Here is a 21438-nt window from a genome sequence, read left to right as displayed (position 1 = left end):
ATCATGACAAATCCCCGCCACAACGCACGTGACGTCTTCCCGCCGACCGGCACCGAGCTGAACACCAAGTCCTGGCTGACCGAAGCCCCCTTGCGCATGCTGATGAACAACCTTCATCCGGATGTTGCGGAAAACCCGCACGAACTGGTCGTCTATGGCGGTATCGGCCGCGCCGCCCGCACCTGGGACGATTTCGACCGGATCGTCGCCAGCCTCAAGACCCTGGAAGAAGACGAGACGCTGCTGGTCCAGTCCGGCAAGCCCGTCGGTGTCTTCAGGACCCACAAGGATGCGCCGCGTGTCCTGATCGCCAATTCCAACCTGGTGCCCAACTGGGCCAACTGGGACCATTTCCACGAACTGGATAAGAAGGGCCTGGCCATGTACGGCCAGATGACCGCGGGATCCTGGATCTATATCGGCACCCAGGGCATCGTGCAGGGCACCTACGAGACCTTCATGGAAGCTGGCCGCCAGCACTATAACGGCAATCTCAAGGGCCGCTGGATCCTGACCGGCGGCCTCGGCGGCATGGGCGGCGCCCAGCCGCTGGCAGCCGTCATGGCAGGCGCCTGCTGCCTGGCAGTCGAATGCGACGAGAAGAGCGCCGACTTCCGCCTGCGCACCCGTTATGTCGATGAGAAGACCCATTCCCTCGACGAAGCCATGGAAATGATCGACCGCTGGACGAAGGCGGGCGAAGCCAAGTCTGTGGCGCTCATCGGCAATGCCGCCGACATTTTCCCGGAAATCTTCAAGCGCGGCATCAAGCCGGACATCGTCACCGACCAGACCTCCGCCCACGATCCGGTCAACGGCTACCTGCCGCAGGGCTGGACCGTCGCCGAATGGCGCGCCAGGGCCGAGACCGAACCGAAAGTCGTCGAAAAAGCTGCCCGCGCCTCGATGAAGGTGCATGTCGCCGCCATGGTCGACTTCTGGAATGCCGGCGTGCCGACGCTCGATTACGGCAACAACATCCGCCAGGTGGCAAAAGAAGAAGGCCTTGAAAACGCCTTTGCCTTCCCCGGCTTCGTTCCGGCCTATATCCGACCGCTCTTCTGCCGCGGCATCGGCCCGTTCCGCTGGTGCGCCCTCTCCGGCGACCCGGAGGACATCTACAAGACCGATGCCAAGGTGAAGGAACTGATCCCGGACGACGAGCACCTGCACAACTGGCTGGACATGGCCCGCGAGCGCATCTCCTTCCAGGGACTGCCGGCGCGTATCTGCTGGGTCGGCCTCGGCCAGCGCCATCGCCTCGGCCTTGCCTTCAACGAAATGGTTCGCAACGGCGAGCTGAAAGCACCGATCGTCATTGGCCGCGATCATCTGGATTCAGGCTCGGTCGCTTCGCCGAACCGCGAGACCGAGGCCATGAAGGACGGTTCGGATGCCGTCTCCGACTGGCCGCTTCTGAATGCCCTGCTCAACACTGCTTCCGGCGCGACCTGGGTGTCGCTCCACCATGGCGGCGGCGTCGGCATGGGCTTCTCCCAGCATTCCGGCATGGTGATCTGCTGCGACGGCACGGAAGATGCCGACCGGCGTATCGGCCGGGTGCTGTGGAACGATCCGGCCACCGGCGTGATGCGTCACGCCGATGCCGGCTACGAGATCGCGCTCGATTGCGCGAAAGAACAGGGGCTTAACCTGCCGGCCATTCTGGGGAAATGAAAACGCACGGCAGGACGCTCCATATCCAAAACCTGACTGAGGGGAACTGACATGAAGAGACGTGATTTCCTGAAAGCCGGTGCCACCGGCACGGCTGCCGTTGCCGCTTCCGCGCTGGCGGCTCCTGCCATCGCACAGGACAAGATCCAGTGGCGCATGGTCACCGCGTGGCCGAAGAACCTGCCCGGCCCGGGTGTTGCCGCCCAGATGCTGGCGGATCGCATCACCGCCCTTTCCGGCGGCCGCATCGAGGTGCAGCTGTTCGCGGCCGGTGAAATCGTTCCGGGCAACGGCGTCTTCGATGCCGTCGGCCAGGGCACGGCCGAGCTCTATCATGCCGTTCCGGCCTACTGGGGTTCGAAGTCCAAGGGCATCCTGCTGTTCGGCTCCCAGCCCTTCGGCCTGACGGCACCGGAACAGGCTGGCTGGATGATCCATGGCGGCGGCCAGGCGCTTTATGACGAGATCTACGCCCGCTTCAACCTGAAGCCGTTCCTGTGCGGCAATTCCGGTCCGCAGTGGGCCGGCTGGTTCCGCAACGAGATCAACAGCGTCGACGACCTGAAGGGCCTGAAGTTCCGCTCCACCGGTCTCGCCTCCGAAATGTGCACCAAGCTCGGCATGGCGGTTCAGGCCATGAGCGGCCCGGCGATGTTCCAGGCTCTGCAGTCCGGTGCGCTGGATGCCGGCGAGTTCATCGGCCCCTGGACCGACAGCGCCCTCGGCTATTACCAGATCGCCAAGAACTACTATTGGCCGGGTGTGGGCGAGCCGTCTTCCGCGGAAGAATGCGCGGTGAACCTGGAAGCCTACAACGCCCTGCCGGACGACCTGAAGGAAGCCGTCAGCCGCGCCTGCGCCAGCCTCTACAACGATGTCCTGACGGAATACAACACCAAGCATGCCCAGGCGCTGACGCAGCTCGTCAACGACCACGGCGTGATGGTGCGCAAGCTTCCGGACGACGTCATCGTCGCCATGGGCAATGCCGCCGGTGAAGTCATCGCGGAACTGCGTGCCGACAGCGACGAACTGGTTGTGCGCATCACGGAAAGCTTCCTCGCCTACCGCAAGCTGATGCGCGAGTACATGCCCTATGCCGACAACGGCCAAATGAACGCCCGTCTGCTGGATTACAAGTACGACTGACCGGGTGTCTGAAATGCGGGTTGGGGAAGCCAGGCAGTCTTCCCCGGCGCGGCAATTCTTCACCGCCACCGGCCTCATCCTGAGGAGGACCGCAAGGTCCGTCTCAGGATGAGGGTTGTGGGGATTTTGTAATATGTGGAAATCAGCTTAACCGCTTGTTCCCCTCTCCCCCCTTGCGGGGGAGATGTCTCCGACAGGAGACAGAGGGGGGTGACAGCCTCTCGGCTCAATCCGGCATGTCCGAATTCCCGGTGAGGGTTCACCCCCCTCTGTCCGTTTCACGGACATCTCCCCCGCAAGGGGGGAGAGGGGTACAAGCGGAGATTCTCGGGTCTCAAATGGGAGCTGGGAATGGCTGCCGGCAACAAATAGATGGCAAGTGAGTTTAGGCTTCAAAGAGGGGCAGGGACAGATCGCGATGGATGGACTGGCGGGGGCGCTGGAGCGCGTCAATTATTGGATCGGCAACGTCCTGTGCTGGGCGGCACTGCTCATGCTGCTGCTGCAGTTCGCCATCGTCCTGCTGCGCTATGTGTTCGGCTACAGCTTCATCTTCCTTGACGAAGGCGTGCTCTATTTTCACGCGGCGCTGTTCATGCTCGGGGCCGGTTACACCTTCCTCGTCAATGCGCATGTGCGCGTCGATATCTTCTACGCCAAGGCCAGCGAACGGGCCCAGGCCTGGATCGATCTCTTCGGTCATCTTTTCCTGCTGACCCCGGCTCTGATCGTGCTGATCTGGTTCTCGTGGCCCTATGTGCGCGGCAGCTGGGCCATTCTGGAGGGACCGATCTCCGTCGGCGGCATTCCGGCCTCCTTCCTCCTGAAATCCCTCATTCCCGCCTATTGCGTGCTGCTGCTGATCCAGGGTGTGGCCACCTTTATCCGCGATGTTCAGAAGCTGAAAGGCGTCAGCGCATGAGCCTGCCTCTCGATCTCATCATGTTCGGCGCGCTGATCGCCTTCATCCTGCTCGGCTATCCGGTTGCCTTCACCATCGCGGGTGTTGCCACGGGCTTTGCCTTGCTTGGCTGGATGACCGGCGAATTCAACATCCAGCTCATGGGGGCCATGGGCCAGCGCTTCTTTGGCGTGCTCATCAACCCCGTGCTGACGGCCATTCCGCTCTTCGTGCTGATGGGCGTGATCCTGGAAAAGAGCCGCATTGCCGAGGACCTGCTGGAGACGATGGGCCGGCTCTTCGGTCGCATGAATGGCGGTCTCGGCGTCTCGGTGATGCTGGTCGGCGCGCTGCTGGCCGCCTCCACCGGCATTGTCGGCGCCACGGTCGTCGCGATGGGTCTCATCGCCCTGCCGACCATGCTGCGCAACGGCTACGATCCGAAGCTTGCGTCGGGCATGGTCTGCACGGCAGGCACGCTCGGCCAGATCATCCCGCCCTCGACACTTCTGATCATCCTGGCGGACGTCATGTCCAACGCCTTCCAGCAGGCGCAATATGCGCAAGGCAAGTTCACCATCGAGACGATTTCGGTCGGCCAGACCTTCGCCGCCGCCATGATCCCGGGCCTGCTGCTGGTCGTCGTCTACTGCGCCTATATCGTCGGCCGTGCCTTTCTCTTCCCGAACGATGCGCCTGCCATGTCGGAACATGTCGACAAGCCTTCGGCCAGGGAGATCGCCGCCGCCATCGTGCCGCCGATCCTGCTGATCGTCGCCGTGCTCGGCTCCATTCTCGGCGGCATCGCCTCGCCGAACGAGGCCGCCTCGGTCGGTGCAATCGGTGCCATCCTGCTGGCCGGGCGCCGCCTGGGCGTCTCGACAAAGCTGATCGTGCTGGCGACAGCCGCGCTGCTGGTGCTTGCCGTTGCCGCCTCGCTCCTGCCCGTGCGTCTGCAGCGTTCGGACATTACCGCGGGCGGCTATATGCTCGCCGCCGTCTATGCGGGTCTTGCCCTCTTTGCCTTTGCCGTCGTGCTGCGCATCCTGAAAGCCGCCTTCTCGGACGGTCTCCTGAAAGCCTCGCTGCTCTCGACCCTGACCGTCATCTCGATGATCTTCGCCACCATCCTGATGGCGAGCTTCTTCTCACTGGTCTTTGTGGGCCTCGGCGGCGAGGACAGGGTGAAGGACATCCTGCAGGAAATGCCGGGCGGACCGACCGGCGCGCTGATCTTCGCGATGCTGTTCGTCTTCGTGCTCGGCTTCTTCCTGGATTTCGTCGAGATCTCGGTCATCCTCCTGCCCGTTCTGATCCCGCCGCTGATCCTGATGGGCATCGACCCGATCTGGCTGACGGTGCTGATCGCCATCAACCTGCAGACCTCTTTCCTGACACCGCCCTTCGGCTTTTCGCTATTCTACCTGCGCGGCGCGGCGCCCAAGGAAATCACCACGGGGCAGATCTATCGCGGCGTCGTGCCCTTCATCCTCCTGCAGATCGTCGCCGTCGCAATCCTCTGGATCTTCCCGGTCTTCGCAACGTTCCTGCCGCGCTGGCTTTATTGAGCCGGCGGCAAGGAACAGCGTTCCGGGTCCGGCACTGTTGCCGCGAGCCACTGCGCGAGCGTGCCTTTTGAGAGCATGGCCGGATAAGCCTCTGGCAGCAGACGGCGCTTGAGCGCGAGGATCCGGCCATAGGCGGCATCGATCCTCAGGGCGAGCGCGGCGTCTTCTGCCGCTGCGCGGACCAGGATATCGGCCACCTTGCCGGGGATCGCCGGGTCCGGCCGCTTGTCGTTGGCAAAGAGGAGAATGTCCGTCCCGGCATTCACCGCACGCACCACGGCCTCTTCCAGGGAGAAATTCCGGCGGATGGCATCCATCTGCAGATCGTCGGAGATGATCACTCCGGCAAAGCCGAGATCACCGCGCAGGACATCGGTGAGCGCTTGCCTGGAAAGCGAAACGGGAGCGTCGCCACTCTCGATCGGCGGCACCCGGTTGATGACATGGGCGGTCATGATCAGATCGACCCTGCCCTCGGAGATCATCTGGCGAAACGGTTCCAGCTCCTTCTCCGTCCAGGTTCTGGAAACATTGACCACGCCCTTGTGGCTGTCCCGCCGGCTCGAGCCGTGCCCCGGAAAATGCTTGAGCGTCGTCAGGACACCCAACTGCCGGTGCGCCTCGACAAACGCCGATCCGTATTCCGCCACCCGCTTCGGATCGGCTGAATAGGAGCGCCCCAGCCGGCCGATGATCGGGTTGCGCGGGTAGACATCGACATCCACCACAGGCCCCAAATTGAGCGTAAAGCCCCAGTCGGCGAGCCCTTCGGCAAGCGCGCCGTAGGCCCTCGCCGCTCCGGCCGGACTGACCTGACGGGCCATGCGTTTTGCGGAGACGGTCTGAGGAAAGCCGTGGTGCCGTTTCAGCCGCTGCACGACGCCGCCTTCCTGATCCACCGCGATCAGCGGGGGCAAGTGGCCGGGGGCAGCCGCCATCAGACCGGTATTCATCCGGCGCACCGTGTTCCTGTTCTTCAGGTTTCTCCCGAGATAGAGCACACCGCCGATTTCACCGGCTTGCATCTGCGCACGCACCCGCTCGAAGCCGCCATGACCGGGCGTATTTCCCAGAAAACCGACCAGGATCATCTGGCCTATTTTTTCCCTGAGACCGGCTGACACCTCTGACTGGGCCTTCGCATTTGCCGCATCCGGTGAAGGCGTTTCGGCGTGCGACGTGCAAGGCCCTAGCAGGACGGCCTGCAAGGCAAAAAGAAAGACGGCACTGAAGCGGACAATGAAGCGCATGCTGGCTCCGGGCTTTCGACCAACTGTCGCACACATAGATAACGCGTCTGCGTGCGTTGTCCCGTCACATCGGCCCCGTCAGCGTTCCGTCGCCCCCTTGCCCGCCAGGATCTTCTCTCGGAACTTGCCGATGCGGTTCACCCGGGTCGCCGGCGTCTTTGCGCCGTTGAGGTTGATCACGTAACTGCGCTGCCTTCCCGGCGTCAGGTCGTGAAAGGCTTCCGCGAGTTCCGGATCTCCGTCAAGAGCATCGATCAGCTCTTCCGGCAGGTCGAACTCGGCCTGGACTTTCTGCGGTTTGATCCCGGCCACCGCATAGCCCTTCGCTTCGGCAAGATAGGCCTGGATCAGGGGAGCATTCCGGGCGACCTCCCGGTTGTCCGTAAAACGGAGAATGCCCGGATGCTGCGTGTTCGGGCCGTTCTTTTCAAGCACGCCTTCCGGATCTTTCATCAGCGAGGCATTGAAGAAGGTCAGCCGGATATCATCGCGGAAGGCGGCAATGAGAGCGATGTTGCGGCCGTCATGAACATAGCAGGGATGGGCCCACTTCACCGTTTCCTCAAGCCCGGCCTCCCGGCAGAGATCCCGGAGCACTGCCAGCCCTTCCGCCCAGTGCCGCGTCGCGCAGTCAGGCGTGTCGAAACGCGAACAGCGGCCACAGCCTTTCGAAAAGAAGTCCTCGACCTCGGTGATCATGGCCATGACCTGCACTCCCTGACTGCATTTCGCCTCACCACAGCCATCGATGCTTCGCTCTGCCGTGTCAAGGCCTTGCCTGGGGCGTTTTTTGGCCGGGTTATGTCGTCCGGCAGTTTGATTTTCATGTATTTTGCGTTATTTTTTCCGGTATCGCGGGAGGAGCGACAGAAATGGACAGTTTCTGGAGCGCATTTGCAGGGGCCATCGGTCTTATTTTTGCGCTGGATCCGGATCTCATGGAAATCATCGGCCTGTCCCTAAGGGTCACGCTGACGGCTGTCCTGATTGCCTGCCTGATCGGCCTGCCGCTTGGGGCCGCCGTTGGTACGTTCCGCTTTCCCGGCCGGACCTTTGCAACAATCGTCCTTAACGCGCTGATGGGCCTGCCGCCCGTCGTCGTCGGCTTGCTGGTTTATCTTCTCCTCTCCGCCTCCGGTCCGCTCGGCCCGCTTCGCCTGCTCTATACGCCGACGGCAATGATCATTGCGCAGTTGGTGCTGGTCACGCCGATTGTCGCGGCTCTGACGCGGCAGGTGATCGAAGACCTGAACCGGGAGTATGCGGAACAATTCGCCTCGCTCGGCGTCGGGCCCCTCGACCGGCTTGCTGCACTCCTCTGGGATGCCCGCTACAGCCTTCTGACCGTTGCACTGGCAGGCTTCGGCCGGGCTGTCGCCGAGGTCGGCGCCGTGATCATCGTCGGCGGCAACATCAATCACGTCACACGGGTTATGACGACGACGATCGCGCTTGAAACTTCCAAGGGCAACCTGCAGCTGGCGCTGGCGCTCGGCGTCATCCTGCTCCTGATCGCCTTTGCCGTGAATGCGCTCGTCATGACGCTGCGTGCGTCCGCCGTGAGGGCCGCCTATGCGTGACGTCGCCTTCCATTCCGCTGCCAGCGCGCGCGCCGCACGTCAGGAGGATGCCGTGCCGCTGCTCGAAGTCCGCAGCCTCGGCTTTTCCGTCGGCGGCGAGAAACTGCTTTCCGGTATCGATCTCAAGGTCCGGCGCGGGTCTCGCACACTCCTGATGGGCCCCAACGGCGCGGGCAAGAGCCTGCTGCTGCGGCTGATGCACGGCCTCATTGACCCGGACGAAGGTGCGATCCTCTGGCAGGGCGGACGGATGGACGCCCGTTCCCGCCAATCCCAGGCCATGGTGTTCCAGCGGCCCGTGCTGCTGCGCCGCTCGGTCCTGGCGAACCTCAAGTTTGCGCTTGGCGTGCGCGGGCTGCGCGGCGGCGAAAGAGCCCGCAAGATCCAAGACGCCCTTGCCGCCGGTGGTCTCGATCATCTGGCACGCCGTCCCGCCCGGGTTCTCTCCGGGGGCGAACAGCAGCGGCTGTCGCTTGTGCGTGCGCTCGCCTGCGACCCGGATCTCCTGTTTCTGGACGAGCCGACAGCCAATCTCGACCCGGCGTCGACAGCGGCGATCGAAAGCATGGTGCTGGAGGCCAATGCCCGAGGCGTCACTATCGTCCTGGTCACCCACGATGCGGGCCAGGCCCGCCGCCTTGGCGAGGATCTCGTCTTTTTGCAGGACGGCACGGTCGTGGAAACCGGGCCGGTCGATCAGGTCCTGACCCATCCGAAAAGCGAACCCGTCCGCGCCTGGCGGGATGGCCGTCTCTATCTCGGCCCCAACACAAAATCCTTGAAAGATTTCAACGGGAGGAAAAATTGATCAGAAGAGCTTTCCTGGCGCTCGCCGCCACCTTTGTCGCTGCCGTCCTCGCCGGACAGCCGGGCTTGGCCGAAGACAAGTTCATCATCGTCCAGTCCACCACCTCGACCCAGAATTCGGGCCTCTTCGACCATCTGCTGCCGGCCTTCAAGGACAAGACCGGTATCGAGGTCCGCGTGGTTGCCGTCGGCACCGGCCAGGCCATCAAGAATGCGGCCAATGGCGACGGGGACGTGCTTTTTGTGCACTCCAAACCGTCAGAGGAAAAATTCGTCGCCGACGGTCTCGGCGTGTCGCGCTCTGACGTGATGTACAACGACTTTGTCATTGTCGGCCCGGCGGGTGATCCGGCCGGTGTTGCCGGTTCCAAGGATGTCGTCGATGCCCTCAAGAAGATTGCCGACGCCAAGGCCCCCTTTGCCTCCCGTGGTGACGACAGCGGCACTCACAAGGCCGAGCAGCGTCTGTGGAAGGCCGCAGGCATCGACCCTGCCGCGGGGTCCGGCGACTGGTACCGGGAGACCGGCTCCGGCATGGGCGCGACTCTCAACACCGGCACCGGCATGGGCGCCTATGTCATGACCGACCGCGCCACCTGGATCTCCTTCGGCAACAAGGGGGATTACCGGATCGCAGTGGAAGGTGATCCGATCCTCTTCAACCAGTACGGTGTCATCCTGGTGAATCCGAAGGTGCATGAACATGTGAAGGCGGATCTCGGCCAAGAGTTCATCGACTGGATCCTGTCGAAGGAAGGTCAGCAGGCCATCGCCGACTACAAGATCGACGGCCAGCAGCTGTTTTTCCCGAACGCCGACAAGGGCTCGAGCTGAGCCCCGCCGATTGGGATAAAATTTCCGAGTGAGCGGACCAACGGGCATCTGTGTCGCCTCGCTCGATCCTTCCCCCTTCTCCCGCGAGAAGGGGGATTTTGTTTCCCGGCTCCGGTTGGCGGGTTCACGCCATTGGCGTGACGCTACGAGTTACCCTAAACGGATACGGCTTCGCCGTATACCCCCATCCCTAACCCTTCCCCACAAGGGGGAAGGGAACAGGTAGTGCCACCCCGATAGACTTGTTGCCTGTCCGCGGCCGGCAGCATTTGTGTATTGAGAAACCATACCACGCGTGCTCCCCCTTGTGGGGAGGGGCTAGGGGTGGGGGTAAATCTCAGCTCTCGTCAGAATCAATCGCGCCGTTACTCTCCCAACCGCACCGATGAACTCACCGTCTGGTCAGCGCTGGAGAAGCCCATGTGGGTGAGGGCCTTGTTGGCGCCGATCGCGATGACGATGATGGCGGCAAAGGCGATGAGCATCGCTTTCATTGGGGGCCTCCTTGCGGCGGGGCCGAGGCCGTCGCCGATTTCAGATAGTCGACCAGGTCATCCCGGTCCTTTTGTTCCACGATCCGCTGCATCGGCATTTTGGAGCCGGGAATGTAGTGGTCGGGACCGTCCAGAAAGAGCCGGTCGATGGTGTCCTCCGACCATATGATATCAGATCCGGTCAGGGTCTCCGAATAGGGATAGCCGGCAAGCGTACCGGCGCGCCGGCCGAAGACACCGAAGAGCGTCGGCCCGGCCTTGCGGCCGCCATCTGCGGAGAGCGCGTGGCAGATGGAGCATTTTCGTGCAAACTGGCGCTCGCCGTTACTCATCTCCTCCGGGTTCTTGAGAAATTGCGGCGTCTCGGTCGCCATTGGGTCGTAGCTGGCAAGATCGGCCAGCGGCCACGAATAGACGATGTTCTCGATGCCGCCCGCATGCAGCACCGAGCCGTCCTTCGAAAAGGCCAGCGCCCAGATCGGCCCCTTGAGAGCCGCACGAAAATCTGTCTCGATGGCCCAGCTCGCCGTATCGAAGACGGTAATGAAGCCATGGCCGTCGCCGGTCGCGAGTTTTGCGCCGTCCGGGCTGATCGTCAGCGCCAGGATGGGCCGCCGCTCGAATTCGAATTCGTGCAGGCGCTCCCCGGTCTCGATATCGACGATCCGTGTGATCCCGTCCTGGCTGCCATAGGCGATCCAGCTTTCCCGGTTCCCCTCCCCGCCGACAGCGATCACGTTGATGCCGAAGCCGTTGCGGTCGATGAGGCGGATCTCGCTTCGGGTTGAAATGTCCCAGAGTTTGATCGAGCCGTCCACCGAGGCGGAATAAAGGCGTTTGCCGTCACGCGAAAAGGCCACATCGTTGACACCGGCCGCGTGTCCTTCCAGGTAGACCGCGTCACTGCCGCCCACCGGCCACAACCCGACGCGCGCATCCCAACTCGCGCTGGCGATGAGGCGTCTGTCCGGCGAGATGGCAAGCCCCGCGATCTTGGCGGTATGGCCTTCAAGAACCGTGTGACCGCCCGTGGCAAGATCCCAGAGGATCAGGTCGTTGTCGTCGCCTCCGGAGACGGCTTGTGTTTCATCGACGAAAAGGACCGTCTTCACCGCCGCCTCGTGCCCCTCCAGCCAGCGCGGCGAGCGGCCGGTCCAGAGACCGACGGAATTGTCGAAGCTGGCGGTTGCCACCTGCCCCGTGTCGGCCGAAACGGCGATGCCCATCACCGGTCCGCCGTGGCCTTTCAGGGTCTGGAAATCGGCGGAGGAGGCAGGTGCTGAAAGGACGACCGAGACGACCAGCGCGACAATCAAAAAGCTGATGCGGCGCGAAGCGCTTGCCAATCCGCACCACCTGTCATCCCGGCCAGGCGCAGCGCGAGCCGGGACCCAGGACTCCCGGGAAGGCGTATTGGAAGAAGGCAGACGATGCTGGGGCCTGCCCCCCCGCATTCGCGGGGATGACAGCCTTTGCGCTAGAACGCTTGGATCTTCACCAAACGCCCCGCAATTGGCACCGCAGAACAACCGGTTGCCGGTTAGCACCGACAGCATTTTTCCGCTGACCGAACCGATCATCTCTGGCTTGGCCTATTCAGCCGGAACCGCGGTCTCGCTCCCGGTTCCGGAGCGAGCGGCTTTCGCTTCGGCTTCCTGGACTTCCTTCACCCAGAGGCCGTGGTGCTCCTTCGCCCATTGCAGCTCGACCTCGCCGGAGCCCATGGCGGCATAGGCGCCTTCCATGCCGATGGAGCCGATATAGATATGCGCCAGGATCAGCGCCATCATCACGAAGGCGACGATGGCATGCCAGAGCTGGGCAAACTGCATTTCCTCATGCGGTGCCAAATGCGTCGGCAGCGTTCCGAGACCGGCAAGCTGCGGCAGGCCGGTTGCGTTGAGCATCTCGAAGGTGCCGGCGAACATCGGCATCTGGAACGGGAACAGCAGCGACAGGCCGGAGACGGAAATCGACGCTCCGAGCAGGATCACCCCCCAGAAGACCAGCTTCTGGCCGAAGTTGAATTTCCTTGCCGGCGGATGCACGCCTTTCTTCAGAAGACCGCCGCCGACGGCGATCCATTTGAGATCGGTCTTGTTCGGAATGTTGTGGGCGACCCACATCACGAACACCATGATGAGCCCCAGCATGAAGGCCCAGGCGACGTTGTTGTGGATCCACTTCGAGGCGTAGGCGACCGGCGCGAAGGCATCCTTGCCAATGAGCGGAATGATCGCGAAACGGCCGAAGAGGGTCAGAAGACCGGTGATCCCCAGGAGGATGAACGAGCCTGCCAGCAGCCAGTGCCCGAAACGCTCGACGGCCTTGAAGCGGGTGATTGTCCGGCCGGTCTTTTCGCCGTCGATGCGGATGCGGCCTCGGATGAGGAAAAAGAGCGCGAGCAGAAGGATTGTCGCGCCGAGCAGCCATGCCCCGTAGGTCGCGAGCGGGCCGCTGCGCCATGCCAGCCAGCGCATGCCGCCATCCTGCATCAGCACGGTCGCGGCCTTGCCGCCTGAGGAAACGGTGATATCGGCGGAACCGTAGCGGAGCGAACGCCAGAGTTCGGGATCGGAGACGCCGCCAAGCGTGCCGAGCTGCGAGGAAATCGCCGCCGCGCTGTCCGGATCGCCAGTGTTGCTGCTGCGGAAGTCGTAGTCGACCTTCTCGCCGCGCTGGCGCTTCATGATGTCTTCAAGCGTCTGGGCGCCGCCTGTCGCCGAGCGGTCGGCGGCACTGTCCTGCGCGAAGCCTTGCCCTGGTGTCAGCCCCAGCAAGGCCAGCAGGACAAGCAAAGTCAAAGCCGCGCGTTTCATGACCGGGCACCCCTTCGTCGTTTTAACCGGAGACGGGCGAAGCGGCCGTTCGGCCGCTCCGCCTGTGTTGCCTGACCCTCATCAGAGACGGGGAGAGCGGCCCGGTTGGCCAGGCCGCCTCTCGTCCCTCAAAGGTCAGCCGCCCTTCTGGCCGTAGGCTGTGCCCCAGCCCCAGGCGCCCGAGCCGAAGCCGCGGGCGACCACGCGCTCGCGGTAGATGGCCGACACGACGTCGCCATCCCCCGCCAGGAGGGCCTTGGTGGAGCACATTTCGGCGCAGAGCGGCAACTTGCCTTCCGCGATACGGTTGCGGCCGTATTTCGCGAATTCCGCGGTCGAGTTGTTTTCTTCCGGACCGCCGGCGCAGAAGGTGCACTTGTCCATCTTGCCGCGCGATCCGAAATTGCCCGCCTGCGGGAATTGCGGTGCGCCGAACGGACAGGCGTAGAAGCAGTAGCCGCAGCCAATGCACAGGTCCTTCGAATGAAGCACCACGCCTTCTTCGGTCTGGTAGAAGCAGTCGACCGGGCACACCGCCATGCAGGGTGCGTCCGAGCAGTGCATGCAGGCGACGGAGATCGACCGTTCACCGGGTTTGCCATCATTGATGGTCACCACCCGGCGGCGGTTGATGCCCCAGGGCACTTCATGCTCGTTCTTGCAGGCCGTCACGCAGGCATTGCACTCAATGCAGCGTTCGGCGTCACAAAGGAACTTTGATCTAGCCATTGCATATCCTCCTTACGCTGCCGAGATCCTGCAGAGGGTGGCCTTGGTCTCCTGCATCTGGGTCACCGAGTCATACCCGTAGGTCTGCGCGGTGTTGGAGCTTTCCCCGAGCACATAGGGGTCGGCTCCTTTCGGATACTTGGACCTGAGGTCTTCGCCCTGGAAATGACCGCCGAAGTGGAACGGCATGAAGGCAACGCCTTCGCCGACACGCTCCGTCACCATTGCCATGACCTTGACCTTGCCGCCTTCCGGGCCTTCCAGCCAGACCTGAGCGCCGTCCCGCACCCCGAGATTGTTGGCATCCCGCGGATTGATTTCGACGAACATGTTCTGCTGGAGTTCGGCCAGCCAGGGGTTGGACCGGGTTTCATCCCCACCGCCCTCATATTCGACCAGGCGGCCGGAAGTGAGGATGATCGGGAAGTCCTTGGAGAAGTCGTTCTTCTGGATCGACTCGTAGAGGGTCGGAACGCGCCAGAACGACTTGTCCGCGTAGGTCGGATAGTCCGCCACGAGGTCCCGCCGGTTGGTGTAGAGCGGCTCGCGGTGGAGTGGCACCGGATCCGGGAAGGTCCAGACCACGGCGCGGGCCTTCGCATTGCCGAAGGGCGCGCAGCCATGAGCGATCGCCACCCTCTGGATGCCGCCCGAAAGGTCGGTCTTCCAGTTGACGGTGCCGATATTTTCAGCGCCTCCGGCAACAGTCTCGATCGACTGCCGTTCTTCCGCACTCAGGTCGCCGTCCCAGCCCAGATCCATCAGCATCTGCATGGTGAACTCGGGATAGCCGTCCTGAATTTCGGCACCCGGGTTGGAAACGCCTTCCGCCAGAAGGTTCTGGCCGTCCCGTTCCACCCCGTAACGGGCACGGAAGCAGAGGCCACCCTCGGCGACAGGCATCGACATGTCGTAGAGATTGGCCGTCCCCGGATGTTTCATTTCCGGAGTGCCCCAGCACGGCCACGGCATGCCGTAGAACTCGCCGTCGTTCGGCCCGCCGACGGCACGCAGCGTGGTGCGGTCGAACGTGTGCTGGTTGGCCATGTGCGACTTGATGCGCTCCGGCGACTGGCCGGTATAGCCGACGGTCCACATGCCGCGATTGAACTCGCGGGTGAGGTCCTCGACATTCGGCTCGTCGCCGTCCATGGCGATGTTGCGGAAGATGCGGTCGTCGAAACCGAACTTCTTGGCGAACATGGCCATGATGGTGTGGTCGGGCTTGGATTCGAACAGCGGAGCCACCACCTCGTCACGCCACTGCAGCGAACGGTTCGACGCCGTCACCGAGCCGCGGGTCTCGAACTGGGTCGAGGCCGGCAGCAGGTAGCAGCCGTCGGTCCGGTCGTGCAGGATCGCGGAAACCGTCGGATAGGGATCGACCACGACCAGAAGGTCGAGCTTCTCCATCGCCTGTTTCATTTCCGGCAGACGGGTCTGGGAGTTCGGGGCATGGCCCCACAGCACCATGGCCCGTGTGTTGTCCGGCTGTTCCAGGTTTTCCTTGGCTTCCAGGACACCGTCGATCCAGCGGCTGACCGGAATGCCGGTCAGGTTCATCATGTCCTTGTCCTTGCCGTCGGCGCCCTTGATGGTGCCGAAGCGGCCTTTCAGCCAGTCGAGGTCCTCTTCCCACACCCGGGCCCAGTGCGCCCAGGAGCCGGCCGTCAGGCCGTAATAGCCCGGCAGCGTGTCGGCGAGAACGCCGAGGTCGGTTGCGCCCTGAACGTTGTCATGGCCACGGAAGATGTTGGTGCCGCCGCCGGCGGTACCCATGTTGCCGAGGGCCAGCTGCAGGATGCAGTAGGCGCGGGTGTTGTTGTTGCCGTTGGTGTGCTGGGTGCCGCCCATGCACCAGATCACGGTGCCCGGACGGTTGTTGGCAAGCGTCCGCGCAACACGCTTCAGCTGGCTTTCCGGCGTGCCGGTCACCCGTTCCACCTCGTCCGGCGTCCACTTGGAAACTTCCTCGCGGATCTGGTCCATGCCCCACACACGGGTGCGGATGAACTCCTTGTCCTCCCAGCCGTTGTCGAAGATGTGCCAGAGAATGCCCCAGATCAGCGCCACGTCCGTGCCCGGACGGAAACGGACATATTCGTCGGCATGGGCAGCGGTACGGGTGAAGCGCGGATCGCAGACGATCAGCGGGGCGTTGTTCTGTTCCTTGGCGCGCAGCACATGCAGCAGCGAGACGGGATGAGCTTCCGCCGGATTGCCGCCGATGATGAAAATCGCCTGGGAATTATGGATGTCGTTGTAGCTGTTGGTCATGGCGCCGTAGCCCCATGTGTTGGCCACACCGGCAACCGTCGTCGAATGGCAGATACGGGCCTGGTGGTCGACGTTGTTCGTCCCCCAATAGGCCGCGAACTTGCGGAAGAGATAGGCCTGTTCGTTGCTGTGCTTGGCCGATCCGAGCCAGTAGACGCTGTCCGGGCCGCTTTCTTCGCGGATCTGCAGCATCTGGTCGCCGATCTCGTTGATGGCCTCTTCCCAGCTGATCCGCTTCCACTCGCCGCCTTCCTTTTTCATCGGATATTTCAGGCGGCGTTCGCCATGGGCGTGTTCGCGGACGGAGGCTCCCTTGGCGCAATGGGCCCCGAGGTTGAACGGGCTGTCCCAGCCCGGCTCCTGCCCGATCCAGACCCCGTTGGCGACTTCGGCGATCACGGTGCAGCCCACGGAACAGTGGGTGCAGATCGACTTGACTGCCTTCACGCTATCGCTTGCGGATTGTGCCTGGGCTTTGGTGACCGATCCCCCGGTCGCGGTGATGGCGGCGAGGCCGCCTGCGGCAAGACCGGAACCTTTCAGGAAGGTGCGGCGGTCAACCGATTTATGTGCAGCGTCTTTCAGGATACTTGCACCTTGGGGGCGTCGCGCAACCCCATTGGTCTTTTTCCTAAGCATGTTGCCCTACCTTGCTTGCATCAGAGCCTGATGCGGCTGGGTTATGTCAGTGAACCGGCGTTCGGGCGTCACGCAACCTTGGCCGGGGTATCACAGGGTCCAGTCAGAACCGGGCGCTGTCGAAATAGGCGCGGGTATGCGCCGTGTCCTGCATCTTGTTGGATGCCAGGTCGGGCTCGGCCGCGTCCGCAACCGTACCGGCGGTCACCGCAGTCACTGCAACCGGGGCGGATATCGCCGCCAGCTTCAGGAAGTCCCGGCGGCCTGTCCCCTCTTCAGGGCGCGCCGTTTCGGGTTTTTTCATCGTCGCAATCCTCCTCTCCAAGCGGGCGGCGGGCCGCCCCAATTGCAAACGTCACGTCAGTTCGAAAGCATCGCGAAGCCTTCGGCCTCGATCTCCATGAACCGGCGCCCCAGCGATCCGACGGCGCCGTAGAACACGGAGGTTCCCGACGTTTCCAGATCGGTGAAGAAGTGAACCGCCCACGGGTCGATATGGGCGTTGAAGAATTCTTTCTGGCCGGCGACGGACGTCACCTTGCCGAAACGGCCGAGGATCATGCCGGCCATCATTTCCATCAGCGAGGCAATGTTGTCTTCCGGCTCGTGCTTGCCGCCGGCGCGCTCGATACCGCGCTCCGCCATGTCCTGGCGGAGTTTTGCCAGAGGCTTTTCATTCAGGAATCCTGTCAGGTAATAGCTGGCATAGGGCAGCAGTTCGCCGCGGCCGAGGCCGATGAAGAGCGCGTTGAACTCGCGCTCGGCCGTCTGGGGTGTCGTGACTGCCGCGATTTTCGCCAGCATGGCAAGCGCTTCGCCGAGCGGTGTTCCGTCTCCCTTCAGGGCTGCAATCTGGCCGAGCAGGGCCGCATCGGCGGGCCGGGCCAGCACCAGGCCGAGAAAGTCATAGAGTTCGGACCGGGCCTGGTCCTCAGGATCGATGATGTATTCCCTCGCCACTGCGGACATTCGAGAATGCTCCTCCCCACGAATGCAGTCCGGCGTAAATCAGGACTTAGACTTTAGTATTATTCGTAGTCGAACCGCATCCGGCGCCTTTTCGGCAGGCGCTCTTCTAAAGGATCAACTAGTGCAGTTTCGTCAGAGTCAATACTTCCAATGTCACTACTCTGCACCTCATCGTCACTTTGCGTCAATTGAATAGATGTTTTTCCATTTTGGTCATAAATGTTTTGCAACGCAGCAGAATTTTCTTGCTGCAATGCAGCAGAATCATTCTGACCGGAAAGCAAATCTTCTGCCGTCTCGTCAGAGGTCTCAGACTTTCCGGCCGGCTCTTCGTCGGACAGCTTCTTCAGAAAACCCCGCCCGACTTCATAGGCGGTCCTTACAACCTGCCCGGCCGTCGCCGCGTCCGTGAAGTCATCCTCATAGTCGTTCAGGCCGTCGAGATTGGCCAGCACCGGATTGGAAACCCAGAGCTTGCGCAGCGCGCGCCGGCGCAGGCGTTCCGGCACGGTCTTCGCCAGGAAGACGGTGAAGTCATCATCCTTGCCGAGCGTGTCGGGATCGGGCAGGCCGAGTTCCTGAAGGATCTCCTCGTCGCTCTTTTCTTCGAGCGCCACCTGTTTTTCAGCCTCCACGGCCGCCTGTTCGCGCCTGGCCTCCTCTTCCTCGGCCTTGCGTACGGCGGCCTTGCGCCGTGACCAGAAGTCTCCGGGTTTGCCGTCGTCCGAACTCATTGCAAGGTGTCCTTCTTGCGGACGCCAGGCGCCCGGTAGACGTCGCTCATCTGGCGGATACGCGGATCGCCGACGCCGTCTTCCTCCATGTCCACCCGGGTGGGATCGCGCTGCCGTTTGTAGAAGGTCTCCTCTTCGTGATTCATGTCGATGAAGTCTTGAACCCAGGCGATCAGACCCGGCGGCATCGGCACCTTCTCGACAATCACCTCGCTGGAATCCGCATAGTCCAGACCCTCGTGTGCCGAAGCGGTCATGTGCAGGAGTTCCAGCGGGATTCCTGGGGCCAGTTCCGGCGCGGCGCGCATCACCACATAGACCGATGGCACCTTGTCGGAGAGCGCGATCAGGTAAGCTTCCGTCTGGGTGTGATGCAGTTCCAGGCTGAGCGTTGCCGCATGATATTCGACCGCATCACCCTCCTCGCGCAGCACCTTCCACGCCGCCGCCCCGGCACCAGGCAAGAGCGCGACAGGAAGAAACGTCCATTTCTGCCAGCGGGTCACTCCGGGCAGTCTGCGCACGACGACACCGACCGGCATCGCTCGCGTTCGTTCGATATTCACAGGCGACCGTCCTCCCAGCCTCCCGGTTTCCTCCGGGTATCTTTTCTTGCTACCTAAATGCTGTCGCAAGCCGGAGAAATTTCAACCCCCGCTGAAGTCGAACTTGACGCGCACCGGTCCCGCCCCTTGTTATGGGGTCGGATTGTCCGACAGGCTGACAGGAATCGGCCGGGGACTTTCCGGGGAGAGGACGCCAAGCGATGACAGAACCGAAGCTGCTGCTTTGCGACTGCCTAAAGAGCCAGGTGATCGACGCGGAGCAGATCGGGAAGGCCACCGGTCTCAGCTGCTCGAAGATCCATACCGAGCTGTGCGGACGTGAAGCCGCACTCGCTGCCGAGGCGATCGGCCTGGGGAACGTGGTTGTTGCCTGCGGCCAGGAACGGCAGACCTTTGAGGATCTTGCCGCGGAACTCGGCGCAGAAGATCCGCTTTTCCTCGATCTTCGCGACCGGGCCGGTTGGACAGCCGACAGCCGCAGCACCGCCCCCAAGATGGCAGCCCTTGCCGCCGACGCCCTGCTGCCGGTCCCCGGTGCAAAGGTGGTCGATGTCACCTCCGAAGGCACCTGTCTGATAATGGGAGACCCCGAGGCTGCGCTCGCTGCCGCCGCCCATCTGTGCGAAATCCTCAGCGTCACGGTCCTGCTCGATCCGGCCGCCGAGCTGCCGCTAGGCGACGACCGCCGCTTCGACATCGTCCGCGGCCGGATCAGGACCGCAACGGGCGCACTTGGCGGTTTTCAGCTCTCGTTCGACGCCCTTCAGGAGCGCATTCCGGGCGGTCGAGGCGCGTTTTCCTGGACAACGCCTAAAAATGGCGCCCGCACCGGTTGCGACGTCTTGATCGATCTCAGAAAAGACGCGCCTCTCTTCCCGGCACATGGCAAGCGTGAGGGGTATCTGCGCGCCGACCCCGGTCACGCCGCGGCTTTCACCAAAGTGCTGCTGGATGCCTCCCAGCTGATCGGCACCTTCGAAAAACCGCTTTATGTCCGCCTCGACGAAGGGCTTTGTGCCCATTCAAGGGCCAGGAAAACCGGCTGCACCCGCTGTCTCGATCTCTGCCCGACGGGCGCAATAACGCCGAACGGCGATCATGTTGCCGTTGACACCATGGTCTGTGCAGGTTGCGGCAGTTGTTCGGCCGCCTGTCCCTCCGGTGCGATCTCCTATGACGCGCCGCCCGTCGGCCACATCTTCAAGCGCGTACAGACACTGGCTGGCACCTGGCGCAAGCTTTCTGCCGAACCGCCGCGGCTGCTGGTGCACAATGCTGGCCACGGCGCCGAACTGATCCGCCTTGCAGCCCGCTACGGCAAGGGTCTTCCGGCGGACGTGATCCCGATGGAGCTGGAGGCGCCCGCCGCCTTCGGCCACACGGAGATGCTGGCAGCGCTCGCCTGCGGCTTTGCCGATGTCACCGTACTTCTCTCGCCCGAAACCGAAAAGGAAGGCCTGCCCTTCCAGGCCGAGCTGGCGAACACACTTGCCGCAGGCTCCCGTGTGGCCCTGATCGACCCTACAGATCCGGACAAGCTTGAGGAGATCCTCTACCGCGATCCCGAGCCGGCACCCGCGTCTCAGCCAATCCTGCCGATCGGCTCCCGCCGCCAGATCACACGGCTTGCAGCAAAGGCGCTCAACGAACCGGACCGCCTGATTGGCCTGCCTGCGGGAGCGCCCTATGGCGCTGTCGCCCTGAACGAGGATGCCTGCACCCTATGCCTGTCCTGCGTGTCGCTGTGTCCCTCCGGCGCCTTGAAGGAAAACCCGGACAGCCCGCAACTCCGTTTCCAGGAAGACGCCTGCCTGCAATGCGGTATCTGCATCAATATCTGCCCGGAAAAAGCCCTCACCCTCGACCCGCGCCTGAATCTTTCGGACGATGCCCTTCGGCCCCTCGTGCTGAAGGAAGAAGAACCCTTCAACTGCGTTGAATGCGGCAAACCCTTCGGCGTGCGCTCCACGGTGATGCGGCTGACGGAAAAGCTCGCCGGCAAGCATTCCATGTTCCAGGACGGCAAGGCGATCCAGCTTATCCAGATGTGCGACGACTGCCGGGTGAACGCGGTCTACCATTCGGAAAACAACCCGTTTGCCGGCGGAGAGCGCCCCCGCGTGCGCACCACCGACGACTACATCAGCAAGCGGCGCGACCATTGAGCGAGGCAACGAACACGCCCTTTGTGCTGAAATCCAGCTCAGCGACAGACCCGTCGGGAACCCGAGCCAAGCCCCTTGCTCCCCTCTCCCCCCTTGCGGGGGAGATGTCCGGGAACCGGACAGAGGGGGGTGCCCGCTCTCCGCTAGCGCCGGAAAAGCCGAATGGTGCCGACAGGCCGACACCCCCCTCTGTCTCCTCTCGGAGACATCTCCCCCGCAAGGGGGGAGAGGGGAGCCAGCCGATAGCTTCGTTCACGTTGAATTTGCGGAGTGGCGGACC

19 protein-coding genes are annotated in these 21438 nt (G+C 63.0%); 8 read left to right on the top strand and 11 right to left on the bottom strand.

Annotation, left to right across the window (positions count from 1 at the left end):
* Nucleotides 1–3: 3 nt before the first annotated feature.
* The 4 genes from hutU (at nucleotide 4) to ACX3M4_RS23850 (ending at nucleotide 5295) form a co-directional block, all read left to right on the top strand.
* Nucleotides 4–1677 (top strand): urocanate hydratase, encoded by a 1674-nt coding sequence (hutU, locus tag ACX3M4_RS23865; protein ID WP_459355462.1) that lies wholly within the window; start codon nucleotides 4–6, stop codon nucleotides 1675–1677.
* Nucleotides 1678–1728: 51 nt separating this feature from the next.
* Entirely contained in the window at nucleotides 1729–2826 is a 1098-nt protein-coding gene (locus ACX3M4_RS23860; protein WP_459355461.1) for a TRAP transporter substrate-binding protein, read from the top strand.
* Nucleotides 2827–3244: 418 nt separating this feature from the next.
* Nucleotides 3245–3748, top strand: coding sequence for a TRAP transporter small permease subunit (locus ACX3M4_RS23855; protein ID WP_459355460.1), 504 nt, complete (start codon nucleotides 3245–3247; stop codon nucleotides 3746–3748).
* A complete protein-coding gene (locus ACX3M4_RS23850) occupies nucleotides 3745–5295 on the top strand; it encodes a TRAP transporter large permease (protein WP_459355459.1) in 1551 nt (516 codons plus the stop codon). The genes ACX3M4_RS23855 and ACX3M4_RS23850 overlap by 4 nt, the downstream gene beginning before the upstream one ends.
* Here the strand turns inward: ACX3M4_RS23850 and ACX3M4_RS23845 are convergent.
* Nucleotides 5289–6545 (bottom strand): glycoside hydrolase family 3 protein, encoded by a 1257-nt coding sequence (locus ACX3M4_RS23845; protein WP_459355458.1) that lies wholly within the window; start codon nucleotides 6543–6545, stop codon nucleotides 5289–5291. The two genes, ACX3M4_RS23850 and ACX3M4_RS23845, sit on opposite strands and share 7 nt — an antisense overlap.
* A 78-nt stretch (nucleotides 6546–6623) precedes the next feature.
* Nucleotides 6624–7244 carry a YdeI/OmpD-associated family protein gene (locus ACX3M4_RS23840; RefSeq protein ID WP_459359495.1) on the bottom strand — a complete coding sequence of 207 codons (621 nt, stop codon included), beginning with the start codon at nucleotides 7242–7244 and terminating at the stop codon, nucleotides 6624–6626.
* A 173-nt stretch (nucleotides 7245–7417) separates the two neighbouring features.
* On the opposite strand from ACX3M4_RS23840, the gene ACX3M4_RS23835 reads away from it, so the two are divergent.
* From ACX3M4_RS23835 to ACX3M4_RS23825, 3 genes are read left to right on the top strand one after another with little or no spacing between them, the layout of a single operon-like run.
* The gene (locus tag ACX3M4_RS23835; protein WP_459355457.1) at nucleotides 7418–8125 is read left to right on the top strand and encodes an ABC transporter permease; all 708 of its coding nucleotides are present in this window, start codon (nucleotides 7418–7420) and stop codon (nucleotides 8123–8125) included.
* Nucleotides 8118–8933 (top strand): ATP-binding cassette domain-containing protein, encoded by an 816-nt coding sequence (locus ACX3M4_RS23830; RefSeq protein WP_459355456.1) that lies wholly within the window; start codon nucleotides 8118–8120, stop codon nucleotides 8931–8933. The genes ACX3M4_RS23835 and ACX3M4_RS23830 overlap by 8 nt, the downstream gene beginning before the upstream one ends.
* On the top strand, nucleotides 8930–9766 hold the full coding sequence (locus ACX3M4_RS23825) for an ABC transporter substrate-binding protein (RefSeq protein ID WP_459355455.1): 837 nt from the start codon (nucleotides 8930–8932) through the stop codon (nucleotides 9764–9766). Before ACX3M4_RS23830 ends, ACX3M4_RS23825 begins: the two co-directional genes overlap by 4 nt.
* Nucleotides 9767–10131: 365 nt before the next feature.
* Here the strand turns inward: ACX3M4_RS23825 and ACX3M4_RS23820 are convergent, their stop codons facing one another.
* From ACX3M4_RS23820 to ACX3M4_RS23780, 9 genes are all read right to left on the bottom strand, one after another.
* On the bottom strand, nucleotides 10132–10260 hold the full coding sequence (locus tag ACX3M4_RS23820; RefSeq protein ID WP_459355454.1) for a hypothetical protein: 129 nt from the start codon (nucleotides 10258–10260) through the stop codon (nucleotides 10132–10134).
* A complete protein-coding gene (locus tag ACX3M4_RS23815; RefSeq protein ID WP_459355453.1) occupies nucleotides 10257–11606 on the bottom strand; it encodes a c-type cytochrome in 1350 nt (449 codons plus the stop codon). The genes ACX3M4_RS23820 and ACX3M4_RS23815 overlap by 4 nt, the downstream gene beginning before the upstream one ends.
* Nucleotides 11607–11852: 246 nt before the next feature.
* Entirely contained in the window at nucleotides 11853–13079 is a 1227-nt protein-coding gene (locus ACX3M4_RS23810) for a formate dehydrogenase subunit gamma (protein ID WP_459355452.1), read from the bottom strand.
* Nucleotides 13080–13214: 135 nt separating this feature from the next.
* Nucleotides 13215–13808, bottom strand: coding sequence for a formate dehydrogenase FDH3 subunit beta (gene fdh3B / locus ACX3M4_RS23805; RefSeq protein WP_006937368.1), 594 nt, complete (start codon nucleotides 13806–13808; stop codon nucleotides 13215–13217).
* A gap of 12 nt (nucleotides 13809–13820) precedes the next feature.
* Nucleotides 13821–16724, bottom strand: coding sequence for a formate dehydrogenase subunit alpha (locus ACX3M4_RS23800; protein WP_459355451.1), 2904 nt, complete (start codon nucleotides 16722–16724; stop codon nucleotides 13821–13823).
* Nucleotides 16725–16827: 103 nt separating this feature from the next.
* Complete coding sequence (locus ACX3M4_RS23795; RefSeq protein WP_459355450.1) at nucleotides 16828–17028, bottom strand: twin-arginine translocation pathway signal protein; 201 nt, start codon at nucleotides 17026–17028, stop codon at nucleotides 16828–16830.
* A gap of 56 nt (nucleotides 17029–17084) precedes the next feature.
* A complete protein-coding gene (locus ACX3M4_RS23790) occupies nucleotides 17085–17693 on the bottom strand; it encodes a TorD/DmsD family molecular chaperone (RefSeq protein WP_459355449.1) in 609 nt (202 codons plus the stop codon).
* A 59-nt stretch (nucleotides 17694–17752) separates the two neighbouring features.
* Nucleotides 17753–18427, bottom strand: coding sequence for a DUF3306 domain-containing protein (locus tag ACX3M4_RS23785; protein ID WP_459355448.1), 675 nt, complete (start codon nucleotides 18425–18427; stop codon nucleotides 17753–17755).
* Nucleotides 18424–18993 carry a DUF3305 domain-containing protein gene (locus tag ACX3M4_RS23780; protein ID WP_459355447.1) on the bottom strand — a complete coding sequence of 190 codons (570 nt, stop codon included), beginning with the start codon at nucleotides 18991–18993 and terminating at the stop codon, nucleotides 18424–18426. The genes ACX3M4_RS23785 and ACX3M4_RS23780 overlap by 4 nt, the downstream gene beginning before the upstream one ends.
* A gap of 200 nt (nucleotides 18994–19193) precedes the next feature.
* On the opposite strand from ACX3M4_RS23780, the gene ACX3M4_RS23775 reads away from it, so the two are divergent.
* Entirely contained in the window at nucleotides 19194–21158 is a 1965-nt protein-coding gene (locus tag ACX3M4_RS23775; protein WP_459355446.1) for a 4Fe-4S binding protein, read from the top strand.
* The last annotated feature ends 280 nt before the right edge of the window (nucleotides 21159–21438 follow it).

Source organism: Roseibium sp. M-1 (assembly GCF_054515675.1).
The sequence above is the reverse complement of the archived record's forward strand: the minus strand, read 5'-3'. Positions and strand labels throughout refer to the sequence as shown.

Excerpts from the sequence above, each read along its gene's own strand:
- hutU (WP_459355462.1), top strand. The coding sequence starts at position 4 with ATGACAAATCCCCGCCACAACGCACGTGACGTCTTCCCGCCGACCGGC.
- ACX3M4_RS23860 (WP_459355461.1), top strand. The coding sequence starts at position 1,729 with ATGAAGAGACGTGATTTCCTGAAAGCCGGTGCCACCGGCACGGCTGCC.
- ACX3M4_RS23855 (WP_459355460.1), top strand. The coding sequence starts at position 3,245 with ATGGATGGACTGGCGGGGGCGCTGGAGCGCGTCAATTATTGGATCGGC.
- ACX3M4_RS23850 (WP_459355459.1), top strand. The coding sequence starts at position 3,745 with ATGAGCCTGCCTCTCGATCTCATCATGTTCGGCGCGCTGATCGCCTTC.
- ACX3M4_RS23845 (WP_459355458.1), bottom strand. The coding sequence starts at position 6,545 with ATGCGCTTCATTGTCCGCTTCAGTGCCGTCTTTCTTTTTGCCTTGCAG.
- ACX3M4_RS23840 (WP_459359495.1), bottom strand. The coding sequence starts at position 7,244 with ATGATCACCGAGGTCGAGGACTTCTTTTCGAAAGGCTGTGGCCGCTGT.
- ACX3M4_RS23835 (WP_459355457.1), top strand. The coding sequence starts at position 7,418 with ATGGACAGTTTCTGGAGCGCATTTGCAGGGGCCATCGGTCTTATTTTT.
- ACX3M4_RS23830 (WP_459355456.1), top strand. The coding sequence starts at position 8,118 with ATGCGTGACGTCGCCTTCCATTCCGCTGCCAGCGCGCGCGCCGCACGT.
- ACX3M4_RS23820 (WP_459355454.1), bottom strand. The coding sequence starts at position 10,260 with ATGAAAGCGATGCTCATCGCCTTTGCCGCCATCATCGTCATCGCGATC.
- ACX3M4_RS23810 (WP_459355452.1), bottom strand. The coding sequence starts at position 13,079 with ATGAAACGCGCGGCTTTGACTTTGCTTGTCCTGCTGGCCTTGCTGGGG.
- fdh3B (WP_006937368.1), bottom strand. The coding sequence starts at position 13,808 with ATGGCTAGATCAAAGTTCCTTTGTGACGCCGAACGCTGCATTGAGTGC.
- ACX3M4_RS23800 (WP_459355451.1), bottom strand. The coding sequence starts at position 16,724 with ATGCTTAGGAAAAAGACCAATGGGGTTGCGCGACGCCCCCAAGGTGCA.
- ACX3M4_RS23795 (WP_459355450.1), bottom strand. The coding sequence starts at position 17,028 with ATGAAAAAACCCGAAACGGCGCGCCCTGAAGAGGGGACAGGCCGCCGG.
- ACX3M4_RS23790 (WP_459355449.1), bottom strand. The coding sequence starts at position 17,693 with ATGTCCGCAGTGGCGAGGGAATACATCATCGATCCTGAGGACCAGGCC.
- ACX3M4_RS23785 (WP_459355448.1), bottom strand. The coding sequence starts at position 18,427 with ATGAGTTCGGACGACGGCAAACCCGGAGACTTCTGGTCACGGCGCAAG.
- ACX3M4_RS23775 (WP_459355446.1), top strand. The coding sequence starts at position 19,194 with ATGACAGAACCGAAGCTGCTGCTTTGCGACTGCCTAAAGAGCCAGGTG.